We start from the raw sequence: 16,595 nt of genomic DNA on the forward strand, positions 1-16,595 counted from the left end.
TTTTTTATGCATGTACATCATGTGTTGAAATAGCTCTTTCGGTAAGTTCCTGATAGATAATTGTGCGGAACAATTATTTGATCACATTTTAAAACTATTAGGAACAATGAGTAATGCAACAGAACTAATCCACAGTATTCCCGTAGATGAATTGACAGGAGCTATTTCCGTACCCATTTACCAAACCTCCACCTTTGTACAGGAAGCACCAGGTGTAAACAAAGGCTATGACTATGCTCGTAGCAACAACCCCACACGTGGCACGCTAGAGAGCATTATCGCTAAGTTGGAAGGCGGACATTCAGGTTATGCATTTGCCAGTGGTCTTGCGGCAATAGATGCTGTAGTGAAGCTGCTGGAGACAGGAGATGAAATACTAGCCGTTGATGATATCTACGGTGGTGCTTTTCGTCAATTCACACACATCTACAAGAAGTTTGGTATCAATGTAAACTATGTAGACACTACTGATGTGTTAAATGTAGTAGAAGCTATAACACCTGCCACCAAACTGATATGGCTAGAAACGCCTACTAACCCCACACTAAAAATTAGCGATATAGAAGCTATAGCAAAAGTAGCGCAGCAAAAAGGAGTACTACTATGTGTAGACAATACCTTTGCATCACCCGCTTTGCAACAACCAATAAAATTGGGTGCAGACATCATCATACATAGTGCGACAAAATACTTGGGCGGGCATAGCGATCTGATAGCAGGCTTAGTTGTGTGTAAAACACAAGAGCTAGGTGAGCAGATCAAATTCATACAAAATGCTTGCGGTACTATCCTTTCTCCACACGATAGCTGGCTAGTCATCCGTGGTATAGAAACGCTAAACCTTCGCGTACAAGCACACAGTAAAAATGCGCTAGAGATTGCTCAGTTTTTACAACAACTACCGCAGGTGGACAAAGTGTACTACCCGGGATTGACAACGCATGTGAACCACGACATTGCTAAAAAACAACAAGCAGCCTTTGGTGGTATTGTTTCCTTCACACTAAAGAATGATACAGACATAGCGGCTAAGAAAGTGGTATGCAGTACTAAGTACTTTAAACTAGCAGAAAGCCTAGGTGGTGTGAAGAGCTTGCTTTGCCACCCCGCAACCATGACGCACAAATCTACACCAGACGAAAAGAGAAGAGCAGCAGGAGTAGCTGATAGTCTCATCCGCCTGAGTGTAGGACTGGAAGATGTGGAAGACCTAAAGCAAGATATTGCACAAGCACTAAGCTCATTGACTATTGTGCAAGATAACATCGTAGCCTTTCAATGAATGGATTATTAACAAGCATACTGTTTATACAACTTTAAAATTTTACAACATGTCTATACAACAAAAAGAATTGACTATTGGGTTATTTGGTTTCGGAGTAGTGGGAGAAGGTTTATATAAAGTACTGAACCAAACTACGTCACTTAATGCCAACATTAAGAAGGTGTGTATCAAACACCCGGAGAAAAAACGTAATGCCCCTAAAGAATTATTCACTACCTATCCTGAAATAGTATTGTCGGATAATAGCATCAACGTAATAGTAGAATTGATCGACGATGCAGAAGCGGCATTTGCCATTACAAAGAAAGCATTGAAAGCAGGTAAGGCAGTAGTGAGTGCCAACAAAAAAATGATTGCTGAACACCTGCCTGAACTATTGGCTTTGCAAAAAGAATACAATACACCACTACTATACGAGGCGGCATGTTGTGCGAGTATACCAGTGCTAAGAAACTTAGAAGAGTATTATGATAACGATCTGCTACAAGGCATTAGCGGAATTGTAAATGGCTCTACCAACTATATACTCAGTAAAATATTTGAAGAAAACCTAAGCTATGAAACGGCATTGAAAAATGCACAAGCAGCAGGCTTTGCAGAGAGCAACCCTGCGTTGGATGTAGAGGGTATTGATGCCGTCAACAAACTGTCTATTATATTAGTGCATGCTTATGGTATTATCACAGCTCCGCAAGACGTAGTGCACACAGGTATACAAAATATTAATGCTGCTGATGCAGTGTATGCACAAGAGAAAGGCTATGAAATAAAACTAGTAGCTAAGGCCAAAAAGATAACAGAAGAGCAAGCAACAGCATTTGTGCTACCGCAGTTTGTAAAGAAAGGAGAGCTGTTAGAAGGAGTGCGTAATGAGTATAACGGCGTGGTGATAGAAAGCGGTTTGGCAGATGCACAGTTCTTTTACGGTAAAGGAGCAGGTAGCTTTCCAACAGCATCGGCAGCGTTGAGCGATATATCTGCACTGCGTTACAACTATACCTACGAGTATAAAAAATACAATAGAGCACAAGTGCCTGCATTAACTAATGAGCTCTACCTGAAAGTATACGCCAGTTTTGAATCGGCTTTTGATATACCACAAGATAGGTTTGCACTTATAGAAGAGTGGAGTATTACGGAAGAGCGTTGTTGTGTGTCAGGTATTATTGCGTTCAAAGAATTGCAAGAAAGTAACTGGTGGAAAGCAAAGGGAGTTTCCTTGATATTGCTGCCAGAGCCAATATTATTGGAGCTGCCAAAATATAAGAAGGCACCGATAAAGCAATTACATTTGGTATAGATATATAACATACAGAGTCATGTTAAGCATCTATTCTGTTTATACTATGGCTCTGTATTAGTTACTTTCTTTTAAAGGTTTTTACAGCTTTTTTAAATTGCTTTAAGTTGTTTTCAAACGCTTCATTTGCAGTACCAAGAAGTATGTAATAATTATCACTATTATAAAGCAGTACCAGATAAACTAAGTTTTCTTCTCCGTCTTTAGATATTCCGTTAGCTTCAATTTCATACCCGGAAATGCCATCTATTTTTATTTCGTTAATACTTTTGATGACATTAGATTCACCTCTAGGTAGCTTTTTCAACCGCTTAATGGAATATTCCCTTTTGTTAGTAGAAACTTTAGCGAAAGAACTTCCTACTATTAAAGCAGGAGATGTTGTGGGCATTTTTCCTTCAACAGAATATAGCAATGAACCAGACATATATTCAGTGTATTTTAAGTCGGTCCCGCTTATATCAATTTTAAATGGTACAGCATCAAGAGGGTCGTCATTTTGTTTTTCATTATAAATAGTTGAAAAAATAGCTTCTTTTATTTTTTGTTCATTTTCAGATCCTTCAGGATAAATCCCATTAATCATTATAACACCATTACTAATAGAAAATAACAGCATTAATTTATGATAAGTAGTATTATTTGCAGACTGCTTTATTTTAGCAAAGGTTGCCTCTGCATTATTAAAATGAACTCTTTCTTTACTAATAAGTGTCATTCCTTCACTAGCCAAGGCCTCTTTTGTGAATCCGTTGGCAACTGTTCTGTATGGTGCAGTAGGCATTTTGTTTACCATAATAGAAGCGCCTGTTTTTTGATTAAAAAAGCCACTAAAATTATTTACTAATTGAAAGCCACTAGGCGGTATAATACTGCATTTTGTACCTGGAACTATAACATGCTTGTTACTTTGAGCAAAACAAAAAATGCTATTAAAAAGAAATGTCAATAAAAGTAAATGCTGAGTATAACGGACTAAATATTTCATAAGAAAAATCAAATATAGTGAATACAGTTGTGCTAAATCTTAAGAATGTAAAAAGGGTTTAAAGACGTTCCGCCATACCTAATCCAAATAACGCATAGTCATATTTAGCAGGGTCTTTGGGGTTTAACTCCTTTAGCTTTTCAGTAAGTGCTGTAGCATTTTGCCAGTTCGATTTAGTGTTGTCTATAAGCTCTAGTCTGCATGCTACTCGTGCTACATGAACATCTAATGGGCAAACTAACTGGTGTGGGCTTATCTTTTGCCAAAGTCCAAAGTCCACACCTTGTTTGTCTTTTCGTACCATCCAGCGGAGGTACATATTGATGCGTTTACAAGCGGATCTTCTTTGCGGTGTGGCTATGTGTTTTTTTGTGCGGTCAGGGTGCTCAATGGAGAAGAAATAATTGTGAAAATGAATGAGCGCCCTTTCCACATTATCATCATTGTATTTTTTATCAGGTACAAAAGCATCTTCTAAACTAGGGTGCTGCTGATAATGGTATTGTAAGAAATAAATAAAATATAAAAGGTCGGTAGCATTGAAAGTGCGATGCACAAAAGGCAAGAACTTTTTCAAGTCGGTTTCCTTGTGATGTAGGATAAAGTCGTGTGGTGCATTGTCCATCCATCCTATTAGTTTGTTGCAGTTGTTGATAATGGTAGTGCGGTTGCCCCAAGCGAGTACGGCAGCAAAAAGCCCTGCTATTTCTATGTCTTGCAATTTGCTAAACCGACGTGGCACAACAATAGGGTCGCCATTAATAAAAGAAGGCTGGTTGTATAGTTTTACTTTGTCCTCTAATAGCTTTTTAAGTTGTGCTTTCGTCATTGTTCTTTAGCGCTTCTTTTGGTTCAACATCTTCCTCTGTAATGATGTGCTTATACTTATTGTACAAGAAAGAGATAATCAAAAGTAAAACACCAAGAGATACAAAGACAATAGTTTTTGAAATGGTATCTAAATGAGCAATATCGTAGAAGAATAGTTTTAATAAAGTAAAGGCAAACAATACAATAGCGGCTATACGCAATTGCTTTTTCTTTTGCCAAATACCGTAGGATATAAGTAGCATGGAGTAGACACCCCATAGTATGCTTAGTGCCAGTTTGTAAGAACTTTGTTTTTGCATAATATCCATAATGTTCAGTAGCTCGCTACTGACTATCCACAGTAGTGTAATGCTGAAAAAGAGTTCAAATATGGGAGCAATTTGTTTCAGACTTTTAGCCATGAAACTGAATCGTATTTGCCTGTACATTACAGCTAGCACTACAGCCACCAAGGTGTAAGAGACATAACGGATACTTATATAAAAACTGTTTTTGGCATAGTACTGAGCAAGTCTTTGTTGCAAATAGTCTTCACGTAGTTCACTCAACAAATACAACCCAAAAGTCAAGAATGCAAAGATTACCAAACTACTCATCACAAGGCTTGCATAACTGAGTACTGTGCTCTTAATTTTTTTGATGTTGAGGATGGAAAGTAGAGCAACAAAAACCAAAGAATAATTGATCAACCATACAGTACTAAACTGTTTTAGATTATGATTTCTAAACATCCCTTTAGTTTCGTGTTCTATAGTAGAGCTCACATATATCTGATCCCAATAGTTTCTTATTTCTAAAAAGAAGGCTCCGTAAATAACAGCAATAAGTACAGCAGGAATAGCCATATTGATAAACTGCATTAAGTCTTTGTTTCGGTCAAGTTGTTCAGGGGGCTTCTTTTTATGATTGATGACGTTTATAACTGAGAAGAGTATAATTACCAATAGTGAATTAAGAAAATGTGCGTTTAATAGTAAGCGGAATACTTCGCGTGTTCCGTCAAACCTATAGTCTACATACACTACAGACCAGTCTTGCAGCAAACTTAAAAATGCCAATGCCATCACTGGGTAGGCGTAAGACTCGTACATGGCTGTACTTCTAACTCTGCCGATACCAAAAAGTAAAGCCGCCTGAAATGCCCATGCTAGTGTTACCCATTCCCCGTCTAGCTGCACCGGTATAGCAATGGTGATGAAGAGCAGAGATAATCCTGCTAATAAGTAAAACAAGTTTTTGTCCGCAAGCTTGCGTTTATAAATTACGATACTGATACAGAAGTGTATAAAGGCATTGCAAAGGGTATAGAGTCCTAGGTAATGTGCTCCAATATCATGCCCATCAAGTAGGGAATAACCAATGCCATAAAAAACAAAGGAGTTGATGAGTATTAGGGCAATGTCTGCTTTTTCAAAAATTTTGTCGCGTAATAATTTATAGGCTAAGAAAGAGATACAAAATATAGCAAAGAAGATAATGGAGAACAATAGTGCTAAACTAAAATGCTCTTCTACCGAATATTTGAAGACAGCCCAAGAGCCGTATATCAACCAAGTAAGTCCAAACGAGAAATAAGAAAGCGACTTCCAATATTTTTTAAAGGCAATGAATAGAATACCCATATTGATAATAGCCATGTAGGAGAAAAGTATCTGTACTTTTCCTGAGCCATCGCTTAGTAAAAATGGAATAGCATAGGCGCCTACCAATCCTATATGGGCAATGATCTGGTTATTATATTTTATAGCAGCACCTACAGTGGCAATAGTAATGACTACCATTAGCAGGAAGGCTGCTATTTGTGGCATAAGCGCGTAGTAGTTGTATGCTGCAAAAGTGATAAAGTACATGATAGCCATAGCGCCACTAACTAAAACAGCACTATAGTTTTTGTATTTCGCTCTTAGCTTAAGCCCTATGAGAGTAAGGGTAATACCAGCCAAGTAGCCTAATATAATTCTTGTAGCAGGGCTTATTAATTGATGGTCGATAGAATATTTGACCCCTATACTTACCCCTATAATGGTAATGATGATCCCTATTTTACTGATAAGGTTTTCACCAATGAACTTCTCCAAGTTCGACTTTTTAGACGTATGGGTATAGTTCTGCGGAGGTGTATTTTGAATAGGAGTTTTTGATGTTACAGCAGCAGGGGTATTGATAGTTGGCTCAATAGCCTTAGGTGTAGGATCAGGGTTGTCTGCTTTTTCTAATGATGGTACATCCGCATTTTTTAATGCATTTATTTCTTGGCGTAGTTCATTTATTTCAGCAGTAAAACTGTTCTGTTTTTTTAGTAAAGCATCCAGCTTTTCTGATAGTCGGCTTATATGTTCATTGTTGGTCATCATACTGCGGCTATATGTGTTACTCAAAGTAGATATAATAGTCCTTAATGAAAAATGAGGCTATTAATAGCCTCATTCACAGTATAATAGTAGGTTGTTTTAAGTTAAAACAAACCCAAAAATTTCTTCACGCGTACTTTGTTCATCTTAATGTCTTCATAAGGTCTATCTCTTTCATCTCTTGTAGCGTCTATTATCTTTTCTACTACGTCCATGCCTTTGGTCACTTGTCCGAATACAGTATAGTTGCCATCAAGGTGAGGAGTGCCACCTTCTGTTGCATATACTTTTTTCTGTGCTTCAGTGTATTTTCTTCCTGTTCTCGATGCCATCTGGTCTAGTTGATTTGCATCGAATTTTTTACCCACTACAATATAAAATTGACAGCCCGAAGATGCTTTTTCTGGATTGTTGTCTCTAGCCATAGCCAGTGCGCCGTATCTATGATAGTTCACGTCATTTATTTCGGCAGGTACACGATAGCCAACATCACCGTTGCCTAATGTTGTGCCTTTCTTAGCTGTTTTAGATTCCGGGTCGCCACCTTGTATCATAAATTGCGGTATCACTCTGTGAAAAAGTGTGCCATCATAAAACTTCTTCTTTACCAGCTTTAGCATGTTCTTGCTGTGTTGCGGTGTGTTGTCAAACAATACAAGCTCTATTTTGCCCATATCGGTATAGATCACAATTTTATCATCGGCAAAAACTGGGGTTAGTGCTATAAGGCACAGTACGGTAAGTAGTATTTTCTTCATTTTGTAAAAGTTGGTAGGAAAGTTATTAATATCCTGCTATATCCCCAAAATATGTAAATACAAAAAACTAAATTAGCTGATAACTAATAACCAGAAGTTGATGGCAAGAAAGATACATGCAAGAGGGCTTACCAAACTACTACCGGAATGGTCGTGGAACTATACCAAACGTAAACCTATTACTGCGTTCAACCCTTCGCACTTGCCAGACAAAAGAATACATGTTGATGAGCCTGTCTACTCAGTTTTCGATTTTGATGAGCATAGTGTTGAGGAACGAAAAGGAATAAAAGAAACAGAGTGCCACGATTATTTCAACAGCGGTAAGATAACATGGATAAATGTTGACGGATTGGAGAAAGAGCAAATAGAACGCCTTTGTAAGCACTATGAGATACACCACCTATTAATAGAAGATATACTAAGCGTAGGGCAGCGTGCAAAAATGGATGATTCTGAGAATGTGATCTTCTGCCTTTTGCCCATGATATATTATAATGCTACTAATAATGCTGTGGAGACAGAGCAAGTGAGTATTGTATTGGGACAGAACTTTGTTATCTCTTTTCAGGAAGACCCGGCAAGAGATGTATTTAACCCCATAAGAGAAAGGATAAGAAGAGAAGGGTCGAGAATAAGAAAAGGAACGGCAGATTATTTATGCTATGCACTTATAGACATAATAGTAGACAGCTATTTTGGTGTGTTGGAAAAAATAAATGAGAGAATAGAAATACTGGAAGACACCTTACTATTACAGCAAAGAGAGCAGGCTTCGCTGGCCAAGATAAGTATACTACGTAGAGAGGTAATGGTGTTGAGACGTTCGGTAAGTCCAGTAAAAGAACTGGTGCATGCATTTATAAAAAGTGATAGCGACCTACTGGAAGAAGAACACGAGAAATACTACAAGGACGTACTAGACCACAGTACGCAAGCAACAGAATATATAGAGAACCATAGAGATATGGTCATGAACCTTCAAGATCTGGCAATGAGCCAAATCAACCTGAGGATGAATGAAGTGATGAAGGTGTTCACATTGTTGGCTACACTCATGGCACCCGCCACACTTATAGGTGGTATCTTCGGGATGAACTTTGATGTAATACCTCTATCTCATCAAAAAGATGGCTTTTATATCACAGTGATATTGATGTTGGCGATCCCTTTACTAATGTTGATCTATTTTAAACGGAGAGGTTGGTTCTAATCCACTTTTTCGTAGACAAAAAGAGTGTACTCGCCGTTACTCCACAACGGAGTTTTATTAGCCATTTTATCCATTTTGTATAGCATATTCCCTATAGATGGGCGGTTGGCTATTTTATTAGCTTGGTACCAAGCGGGATAAAATATAGAGTAGCCTTCTTTCCTTAAAAACTTCATATGGGCAAAGACCTTTTTTATTTGTGAAGGAGTGTATGTCTTACTGGAAATTGCCGCTTCGGGAGAATAGCCCTGCCATTCCTTGCCCCAACGAGCTGTAGCTTTTTTTATCCGTCCTTTCAGCATATTGACAAAAAACTCAGATAGGTAATACTTATTGACAAAAGTGAGTACTACCTGCCCTTTAGGTGCCAAGAGGTTATTGATCACCTGTGCGGCATTGTGCAAAGAAGAAACCGTGTTGAGTGCGCCAAAAAAAACATAGATGATATCGAATTGAATATCGCTACCGATATGAGCAGATATATTTTCAATGCCTGTGTTGATGAGTTTAATGTTTTTTAATCCTTTACTAGCTACTATTTCTTGAGCACAGTCGATCATTTTCGCAGAAACGTCTATGCCATAAACGGTAGCATAAGGATATTTTTCAGCAAAGTAGATCACGTCTTCACCGGGGCCGCACCCTATGTCTAAAATGTATTTGGGATTTTGGATAGTGACATGGTTGCGAAATGAATGGCGCATGGCAGAAAGCACAGGGTTTTGTATACTCCTGTCGTAGTACTTATCGGCAAACAGGTCAAAGTATTCACCTACTTTATTATAGTATTTATCAGTGTTTTCTTGCGTCATATTTCTTGATGGTATAAATAATATAATCTTCTAGATCTTGATAGAGTGGAGTATAGGCGTTAAATATGTCTTTATGTTTTGTGTCTAGCAGTATCTCACATAATATAGACCTTATTGTGGTTTTGTCTGCCATTTTTTTGAGTGTATACTTAGGGTAGTGTTCTACTTTGTTCACTCCAGCGGCTTTGGCTGTAAGGTTTACAAAGTCTTTTAGCAGTACTTTTTGATAAGTATAGATATTAAATACACCGCCTTTTTCAGCATTTTGTGCATAGTGCCATAGCATACCGGCACAGTCTTCTAAAGAGATAATAGACATGGCTCTGTCTTTGTCTCCATATATAGGTGCCGATCCATTCTTGTCAATATGGTTGAGGTATATCTGATCGAACCAAGACCCTAACCCAAGCACCCAAGGAGCTCTCAATAGTATTATATTTTCAGCACCATTTTTTATAGCGTCTAAAAATGGTTGTTCTGCTTTGTAGTAATATTTTGCAAAGCCTGTAGGAGATAGTGGGGTGTCTTCATCCATTAGTTTTTTTTGATGATCCCCATACATTAAAGACCCCGAGAGGTAAATGAGTTTTGGCTTTTTAGGAAGCTTATCAATGTTTTGTAACAAGTTCTCGTTCGCTTTTCTACCTTTTTTTCCGGCATACCAGCGACCGATATTTCCAGACTTTTTAACGGATATTCTACCAAGATGAAATATATAGTCGTAATTACCCTCTTGTAAAAAAGAAAGGTCGATATGAGTATAGCTGAGTGTTTTGTATCTAACTCCGTCTAGTTTTTTTTGAGGTATGCTTTTATGTAGCAATGCATCTATTTGCACCTCTTGCTTCAATGCAAGAAAGTCTAATAATGCACTACCTATAAAACCCGTTGCCCCAATAAGGAGTATTCGCATACAGTAAAATTAATACTAATGAGCAGTCTGTATATCAGCGCGGTTAATTTGCACTTCCAATACCTTTTTTTGATTGTTGCTAGGGTGGTGTTTCGATACATACCATTTTGTTTTCATGGCTAGGTCATACTCTGCCATAGGATAGTTTCTTTTCATCCATTTTTTACGCCATCTTCTATCGGTGAGTTTCATTAAAAAGCTGTTGAGTTGTTCTGGCCATAAAATATTGAACATAAACTCAGCAAAAGCCTTTATAAAACTCTTATTATCAGGTACCGTTTTATTTTCATTCCAAGAGGCGTTGGGTAGCAGCTCTTTTACCCAGGCACTATTCTTCTTTTCTAAAATCTCAAAAGTAGCTCTGTTGTATACGGGAATAAGCGTCACCAGCTCTGTAGCCGTAAACTTATTTTGCTCTTCCAATTCTAAGTAAGACTCATCTATAAAATAATTCATACAGAAGGAATGCTGCTTACCGAAAAGGAATGTCAATTTTTTAAATAGGTGCAATGTGGTTCGGCATATCCATAGCCGCTTTGCCTTTGTGATGATGAAAAAATCAATATCTGAATTATCATCAGCATAACCTTTTGACAGGGAACCGGAGATACATATGCTACTCACAAAAGGGAATTGCGCGATTATTTTAGTAGACAGTTTAGCTTTTTGTAGCCTTTTTTGGGCTATAGCTTCCCCTTTTATTCGCTTGTCGGTCAGTGCAGGATTGTTGACCAGCATATACATATCTTTATGTTTATAGATAACATGGCGTTTTTCCATATCATCCAAAACATTGTTCAGCTCACCTATACTTACTGTTTCTGATAAATACCGATAAATATCATCAACAAATAGCGGATGTGTAAATACATGAAAATACTGTAGGGTACTCAATACCCTACTTTCTAACTCTTTATTTCTATTTGCTACTTGCATGGAATTTGGGCAATTAAATCCTGATAAATTACGATAGGTAATTTATAAGCAAGTAAATCAGGTAATGTAACGGCTAGTCTTAAAAAATGAAGGGTCATCGCTTAAGACATGACAAAACTAATAAAGGTTTGTATTCAGGAACTTAAAATCTCATTAGAACAATTTCTTGCTAAAAAGTCTATAATAGGTATTACTTTTATCCTTTCTTACATATATATAGTATGCTAGATTCAAAAGAGACGACCGGTAATTTATACCATAAAGTGTTGGTGCTGATACATGGTTTTTTATCAGGCATTAGAAAAAATTTCATTTTGCTGCTTGTTTGTATAGGTGCTGTTACAGGCGGTTTGTTTATTTATAATTACCAGTCATCTGGTGTTTATACTACATCGTTTACGGTAATATATGAGGAGCTGGTAAGGAAGATATATGGTGATAGACTGGCAAAACTAGATGCGTTGGTACAAAAAGGAGATGATGCAAAACTTAAGGAGTTGCTAGGAGTTTCAGACGAGGCTATAAGATCTATAGAAAAGATACAGGGTAAAAATATTCTCGGCGACGATTTGGATAAGGATCTAAATACCGATAAAATTCCTTTTGTTGTAGAGTTGGAGTTTACAGATGCGCAATATGTGTCTGACATTCAGCAAGGTATTCTTGATTTTCTAGAAAACGGGAATAGTTATTTGAAGGAGAAAAAGGCATTAAGAATACAGGAAACAGAATCGGAGATCAAGTTTATAGATGCACAATTGGCTATGCTTGACACTTTGAAAAGGCAGATGAACCAAGAAAATGCATTGAAAAGTGCAAAAAAAGAGCAGTCAGATTTAGGAGGTGCTTACGAATTTTCTTATTCTTTATTTAAAAAGAAGCAGGCACTGGAAGCCAAAACGGCAATGCCTACCAATCTGAAAATAATAGATGATATAGTTGTACCACTCCCTAAGACCAAGGCGCCGTCACTAATATTAGCTGTAGGTACTTTACTAGGTTTTGTGGTGTATTTAATATTAGTTTATCTGCTCATTCCCGCTTATAAATTAGGCAACAAGTCCTAGCTGATCTCCTGGCAAAGCTCTATGAGCACGCCATTGGTGGTTTTGGGATGTAAAAAGCAAACAAGTTTATTATCGGCACCTTTTTTGGGTGTTTCGTTGAGTATGGTGAAGCCTTCTGCTGCCAGTCTTTTCATTTCAGCCTCTATATCGGTCACGTCAAAAGCTATATGGTGTATACCCTCCCCCTTTTTTTCTAAATATTTAAAAATTGGGCTCTGCTCGTTAGTGGCTTCTAAGAGTTCTATTTTCGATGCTCCGGTTTTAAAAAAGGCCGTACTAACCCCTTCACTGGCTACTTCCTCGGTTTTATAGCAGTTTGTATTCAAAAGTGCCTCAAAAAGCGGTATGGAAACCTTCAGATCTTTCACCGCTATGCCTAAATGCTCAATTTTGTTCATTTTCTAATAAGTTTTACAAATAGCGTTATATAAAGCTACAATGCATAAAATGCCCTAAAGTAGTACAATTGACGTAACTTTGTAGTTGCAAAAATAAGTATTGAATAAAGCGAATATGGAATTGAAATTGCCAATATACTTGGATAATAATGCTACCACACCTTGCGACCCAAGAGTGGTAGACGAAATGGTGCCGTTTTTCTATGAAAAATTTGGTAACGCTGCTAGCCGTAGCCACTCTTTTGGATGGGTAGCTGAAGAAGCTGTAGACTATGCACGTGAGCAAGTTGCTAAACTGATCAACGCGTCATCTAAAGAGATAATATTTACTTCTGGTGCTACAGAAGCAGATAACCTTGCTATAAAGGGTGTATTTGAGATGTATGCTTCAAAAGGGGATCATATCATCACATGTACTACTGAGCACAAAGCTGTATTAGATACTTGTAAGCATGTGGAGAAGATGGGAGGTAATGTTACATACCTTCCGGTGCAAGAGAATGGTCTTGTAGACCTTGAGGCACTTGAAAAAGCAATTACAGATAAAACGATCCTTATCTCTATTATGTATGGTAATAATGAGATAGGTGTTGTGCAACCAATAAAAGAAATAAGTGCTATAGCACGCAAGCATGGGGTGCTTTTCTTTACTGATGCAACACAAGCGGTAGGTAAAATACCTGTGGATGTACAAGCAGATGGTATAGATCTAATGGCATTTAGTGCACATAAAATGTACGGTCCTAAAGGTGTTGGCGCATTATATGTGCGTCGTAAAAACCCTCGTGTAAAGGTAACCTCTCAAATGGATGGCGGTGGCCACGAGCGTGGTATGCGTAGCGGTACTATGAACGTACCTGGTATCGTAGGTTTTGGTAAGGCTTGCGAAATATGCATGAATGAGATGGAAAGTGAGGCTAAACGCCTTAGTGCCATGAGAGATAGATTGGAGGCAGGTCTTTTACAACTGGAAGAAGCTTATGTAAATGGTAGTGCGGAGCATAGATTACCACATGTATCTAATATCTCTTTCAAATATGTAGAAGGAGAAGGTTTGATGATGGGTTTCAATAAGAACATCGCATTATCAAGTGGTTCGGCTTGTACGTCAGCTTCTCTAGAGCCTTCTTATGTATTGAAAGCTTTGGGCTTGGGAGATGACCTAGCGCATAGTTCATTACGTTTTGGCTTGGGCCGTTTCACTACAGACGAGCAGATAGACTATACAATAAAAGCAATATCGGAAACGGTGTTGAAATTGCGTGAAATGAGTCCGCTTTGGGAAATGTATAAGGAAGGTATTGACCTTGATACAATAGAATGGGCGCACCACTAATTATTTATTAAACACACTAAAGACATTTAAAATGGCATATTCAGATAAAGTAATCGATCATTATCAAAATCCTAAAAACGTAGGTACGCTTGACAAAAGTAAAAGCCAAGTAGGTACAGGTTTGGTAGGTGCACCAGAGTGTGGTGACGTAATGCGTTTACAAATAGAAGTAGACGATGAAACGGGCAAGATAAAAGATGCTAAGTTCAAAACATTTGGTTGTGGCTCAGCAATTGCTTCTTCTTCTTTGGCTACAGAGTGGCTTAAAGGAAAATCTGTAGATGAAGCATTGGCTATAGACAATATGGATATTGTTGAGGAACTGAACTTACCACCGGTAAAGATCCACTGCTCTGTATTGGCAGAAGATGCTATCAAGGCTGCTATTAACGACTATCGTGTTAAGAATGGCTTGCCAGAGTTGGAATTAGAAGGTAATAAACATTAGTATAACGATAAGTAAGGCTATATGATTCCGTAATTGAAGGGATGTTCATTTACGTGAAAATCAAGTGATTATGATATATATTAGTGATAAGGCTAAAGAAAAAGTACGCGAGCTTAAGGCTAATGCCGAGCTTGACGATAGTTACTTTTTAAGGGTAGGCGTAGTTGGCGGTGGCTGTTCAGGGTTGTCTTATAAGTTAGACTTTGACAATGAAGAACAACCCAACGATCAGGTTTTTGAGGATAATGGTGTGAAACTGGTGACTGACCTAAAAAGTTTCTTGTACTTGTGTGATACAACATTAGAATTTTCTGATGGATTGAACGGGAAAGGGTTCCATTTTAGTAACCCTAATGCTAGTAGAAGTTGTGGATGTGGGGAAAGCTTTGCAGTATAAATAGTTTATTAATAAAGCATCAAATAAAAAGGGCGGTGAATATTCACCGCCCTTTTTATATAGTTATATCTTGTGTTGAATGATCTTTAGTGAAAGAATGTATTACCATTTCTAAAACCAATACGTCCATTTAAAGGAGGTAGTTTGGTAGCACTATTTAGATAGTTGATGTTTCTATCCATATTAGCTTCTACACCATCATTATACATTACTTCTTCCCCACTATACGCCTCGCCTGGCTTATCGTATTGGATATTAATTCTTGGATTCTTTTTGTCGCTGGTAAGAATCACATGCTTATTGTAGGCAGTAATAATAGTATAGTTATCTTCAGTAACCTCATTAGAGGCAAGAGTTCTGTCCGTGTGTTTATAATATTTAACCTTAATATTCTTCTTGTCTTGTGCAAAAGCACTACTAGTCAAAAACATAATTCCCAATACTGCAATCATTATTCTTTTCATCATATCTTATTTTAATCTGGTTAAAAAAATCTTCGTAGTCGTGTTTTTATTAATGTAATTCCCTGTTTTGGTGTCCGGGAGTATTATCCCTTTCCACATTTTTGTAACGGTCTCTCATAGGTTCATTTTGTGCTGCAGATAGGTCAGCTTTATCTGTTTCTCTAACGTTGCTACAGCTATTAAAACTAAGCCCCATACCCACAATAAATGTTCCTAATAATAGTATTCTTATAGTTTTCATAATATGTAATCGTTAGTACATCAATAGTATAAGGGAAAGAGAGCGCTTTGGCAAATAGGTATTGTTGATAGGTTATATATGCTATCTATGTTATAAGTGTTGTTTATACATTGCTTAGACAGTAATTATATCCTTATTTGCTGAATTGATTAGCGCAGACCTAATATATTAAGTACTTTTGTAGCTAAATAAGAATACATATGTTGAAGACAGGAAACACAATAGTGAGCATATATACAGAAATGACGCCTAACCCGGAAACAATGAAGTTTGTGGCGAACAAACTGCTATATCCTGGTAAAAGCTTAGATATACCTGATGAGGCTAGTGCAGCGCCGTCTCCATTAGCAAAAGAGCTTTTTGCTTTCCCGTTTATCCGTAGCGTGTTTATCGCAAGCAACTTTGTTACACTAACAAAAACTTCAGAAACACAATGGGAAGATGTAATACCATCAGTACGTGATTTTTTGAAAAACTACTTGGAAGAAGGTAAAGTGGTTATCAACGAAGACCAAATAGTTGAGAAAGAGTCGGCAAATACAATAAGTGCAGACGACAGTGATATCGTAAAGCGTATAAAAGAACTATTGGAGAACTATGTGAAGCCAGCAGTAGAGATGGACGGCGGTGCTATAGGGTTTAAGGGCTATGATAGCGGAGTAGTTACTTTATCTATGCAAGGTTCTTGTTCTGGTTGCCCATCTTCAATGATCACATTGAAAGCGGGTATTGAGGGGATGATGAAGCGTATGATACCAGAAGTGAAAGAAGTAGTTGCTGAAGCGGAATAAAGTTTATCAATAACTTAAGTTTTTTAAAAGAGTGGCTTTAAAATGGCCACTCTTTTTATTTAATAG

18 protein-coding genes are annotated in these 16,595 nt (G+C 37.6%); 8 read left to right on the plus strand and 10 right to left on the minus strand.

Features of this window, described 5'->3' with window-relative positions; all coding sequences use genetic code 11:
* Window positions 1–106: 106 nt before the first annotated feature.
* Both R2800_12225 and R2800_12230 read left to right on the plus strand, forming a co-directional pair.
* Window positions 107–1,282 carry a PLP-dependent aspartate aminotransferase family protein gene (locus tag R2800_12225; protein MEZ5017814.1) on the plus strand — a complete coding sequence of 392 codons (1,176 nt, stop codon included), beginning with the start codon at window positions 107–109 and terminating at the stop codon, window positions 1,280–1,282.
* A gap of 49 nt (window positions 1,283–1,331) precedes the next feature.
* Window positions 1,332–2,585 carry a homoserine dehydrogenase gene (locus tag R2800_12230; GenBank protein MEZ5017815.1) on the plus strand — a complete coding sequence of 418 codons (1,254 nt, stop codon included), beginning with the start codon at window positions 1,332–1,334 and terminating at the stop codon, window positions 2,583–2,585.
* A gap of 61 nt (window positions 2,586–2,646) precedes the next feature.
* Here the strand turns inward: R2800_12230 and R2800_12235 are convergent, their stop codons facing one another.
* The 4 genes from R2800_12235 to R2800_12250 all read right to left on the minus strand — a co-directional run bounded on the left by R2800_12235 (window position 2,647) and on the right by R2800_12250 (window position 7,513).
* The gene (locus tag R2800_12235; GenBank protein MEZ5017816.1) at window positions 2,647–3,573 is read right to left on the minus strand and encodes a hypothetical protein; all 927 of its coding nucleotides are present in this window, start codon (window positions 3,571–3,573) and stop codon (window positions 2,647–2,649) included.
* Window positions 3,574–3,631: 58 nt separating this feature from the next.
* Complete coding sequence (locus R2800_12240; GenBank protein MEZ5017817.1) at window positions 3,632–4,402, minus strand: TIGR02757 family protein; 771 nt, start codon at window positions 4,400–4,402, stop codon at window positions 3,632–3,634.
* Window positions 4,383–6,782, minus strand: coding sequence for a DUF2339 domain-containing protein (locus R2800_12245; GenBank protein MEZ5017818.1), 2,400 nt, complete (start codon window positions 6,780–6,782; stop codon window positions 4,383–4,385). Before R2800_12245 ends, R2800_12240 begins: the two co-directional genes overlap by 20 nt.
* Window positions 6,783–6,859: 77 nt before the next feature.
* Window positions 6,860–7,513, minus strand: coding sequence for a peptidylprolyl isomerase (locus R2800_12250; GenBank protein ID MEZ5017819.1), 654 nt, complete (start codon window positions 7,511–7,513; stop codon window positions 6,860–6,862).
* A 100-nt stretch (window positions 7,514–7,613) separates the two neighbouring features.
* On the opposite strand from R2800_12250, the gene corA reads away from it, so the two are divergent.
* Window positions 7,614–8,726: a magnesium/cobalt transporter CorA gene (gene corA, locus R2800_12255; protein ID MEZ5017820.1), complete on the plus strand. Its 1,113-nt coding sequence runs from the start codon at window positions 7,614–7,616 to the stop codon at window positions 8,724–8,726.
* Here the strand turns inward: corA and R2800_12260 are convergent.
* The 3 genes from R2800_12260 to R2800_12270 are packed head-to-tail and all read right to left on the minus strand — an operon-like array spanning window position 8,723 to window position 11,387.
* Window positions 8,723–9,538 carry a methyltransferase domain-containing protein gene (locus tag R2800_12260; GenBank protein ID MEZ5017821.1) on the minus strand — a complete coding sequence of 272 codons (816 nt, stop codon included), beginning with the start codon at window positions 9,536–9,538 and terminating at the stop codon, window positions 8,723–8,725. The genes corA and R2800_12260 overlap by 4 nt on opposite strands.
* Complete coding sequence (locus R2800_12265; GenBank protein MEZ5017822.1) at window positions 9,519–10,451, minus strand: NAD(P)-dependent oxidoreductase; 933 nt, start codon at window positions 10,449–10,451, stop codon at window positions 9,519–9,521. The genes R2800_12260 and R2800_12265 overlap by 20 nt, the downstream gene beginning before the upstream one ends.
* A 15-nt stretch (window positions 10,452–10,466) precedes the next feature.
* Window positions 10,467–11,387, minus strand: coding sequence for a nucleotidyltransferase domain-containing protein (locus R2800_12270; GenBank protein MEZ5017823.1), 921 nt, complete (start codon window positions 11,385–11,387; stop codon window positions 10,467–10,469).
* Window positions 11,388–11,608: 221 nt separating this feature from the next.
* On the opposite strand from R2800_12270, the gene R2800_12275 reads away from it, so the two are divergent.
* Window positions 11,609–12,454, plus strand: a complete 846-nt coding sequence (locus R2800_12275; protein MEZ5017824.1) for a hypothetical protein — start codon at window positions 11,609–11,611, stop codon at window positions 12,452–12,454.
* Here the strand turns inward: R2800_12275 and mce are convergent.
* Entirely contained in the window at window positions 12,451–12,852 is a 402-nt protein-coding gene (gene mce, locus R2800_12280; protein MEZ5017825.1) for a methylmalonyl-CoA epimerase, read from the minus strand. The two genes, R2800_12275 and mce, sit on opposite strands and share 4 nt — an antisense overlap.
* Before the next feature lie 115 nt (window positions 12,853–12,967).
* On the opposite strand from mce, the gene R2800_12285 reads away from it, so the two are divergent.
* From R2800_12285 to R2800_12295, 3 genes are all read left to right on the plus strand, one after another.
* Window positions 12,968–14,188 (plus strand): IscS subfamily cysteine desulfurase, encoded by a 1,221-nt coding sequence (locus tag R2800_12285; GenBank protein ID MEZ5017826.1) that lies wholly within the window; start codon window positions 12,968–12,970, stop codon window positions 14,186–14,188.
* A 31-nt stretch (window positions 14,189–14,219) separates the two neighbouring features.
* Window positions 14,220–14,636 (plus strand): Fe-S cluster assembly scaffold IscU, encoded by a 417-nt coding sequence (iscU, locus tag R2800_12290; GenBank protein MEZ5017827.1) that lies wholly within the window; start codon window positions 14,220–14,222, stop codon window positions 14,634–14,636.
* A gap of 70 nt (window positions 14,637–14,706) precedes the next feature.
* Complete coding sequence (locus R2800_12295; protein ID MEZ5017828.1) at window positions 14,707–15,033, plus strand: iron-sulfur cluster assembly accessory protein; 327 nt, start codon at window positions 14,707–14,709, stop codon at window positions 15,031–15,033.
* An 86-nt stretch (window positions 15,034–15,119) separates the two neighbouring features.
* On the opposite strand, the gene R2800_12300 is transcribed toward R2800_12295, so the two are convergent.
* Together R2800_12300 and R2800_12305 are read right to left on the minus strand one after the other, a co-directional pair.
* Entirely contained in the window at window positions 15,120–15,500 is a 381-nt protein-coding gene (locus R2800_12300; GenBank protein MEZ5017829.1) for a hypothetical protein, read from the minus strand.
* Window positions 15,501–15,546: 46 nt separating this feature from the next.
* Window positions 15,547–15,738 carry a hypothetical protein gene (locus R2800_12305; GenBank protein MEZ5017830.1) on the minus strand — a complete coding sequence of 64 codons (192 nt, stop codon included), beginning with the start codon at window positions 15,736–15,738 and terminating at the stop codon, window positions 15,547–15,549.
* Window positions 15,739–15,938: 200 nt separating this feature from the next.
* Between R2800_12305 and R2800_12310 the strand changes: the two genes are divergently transcribed.
* Entirely contained in the window at window positions 15,939–16,529 is a 591-nt protein-coding gene (locus tag R2800_12310) for a NifU family protein (GenBank protein ID MEZ5017831.1), read from the plus strand.
* The last annotated feature ends 66 nt before the right edge of the window (window positions 16,530–16,595 follow it).

The sequence above is a fragment of the Flavipsychrobacter sp. genome (assembly GCA_041392855.1).
Classification (GTDB): Bacteria; Bacteroidota; Bacteroidia; order Chitinophagales; family Chitinophagaceae; genus UBA5543.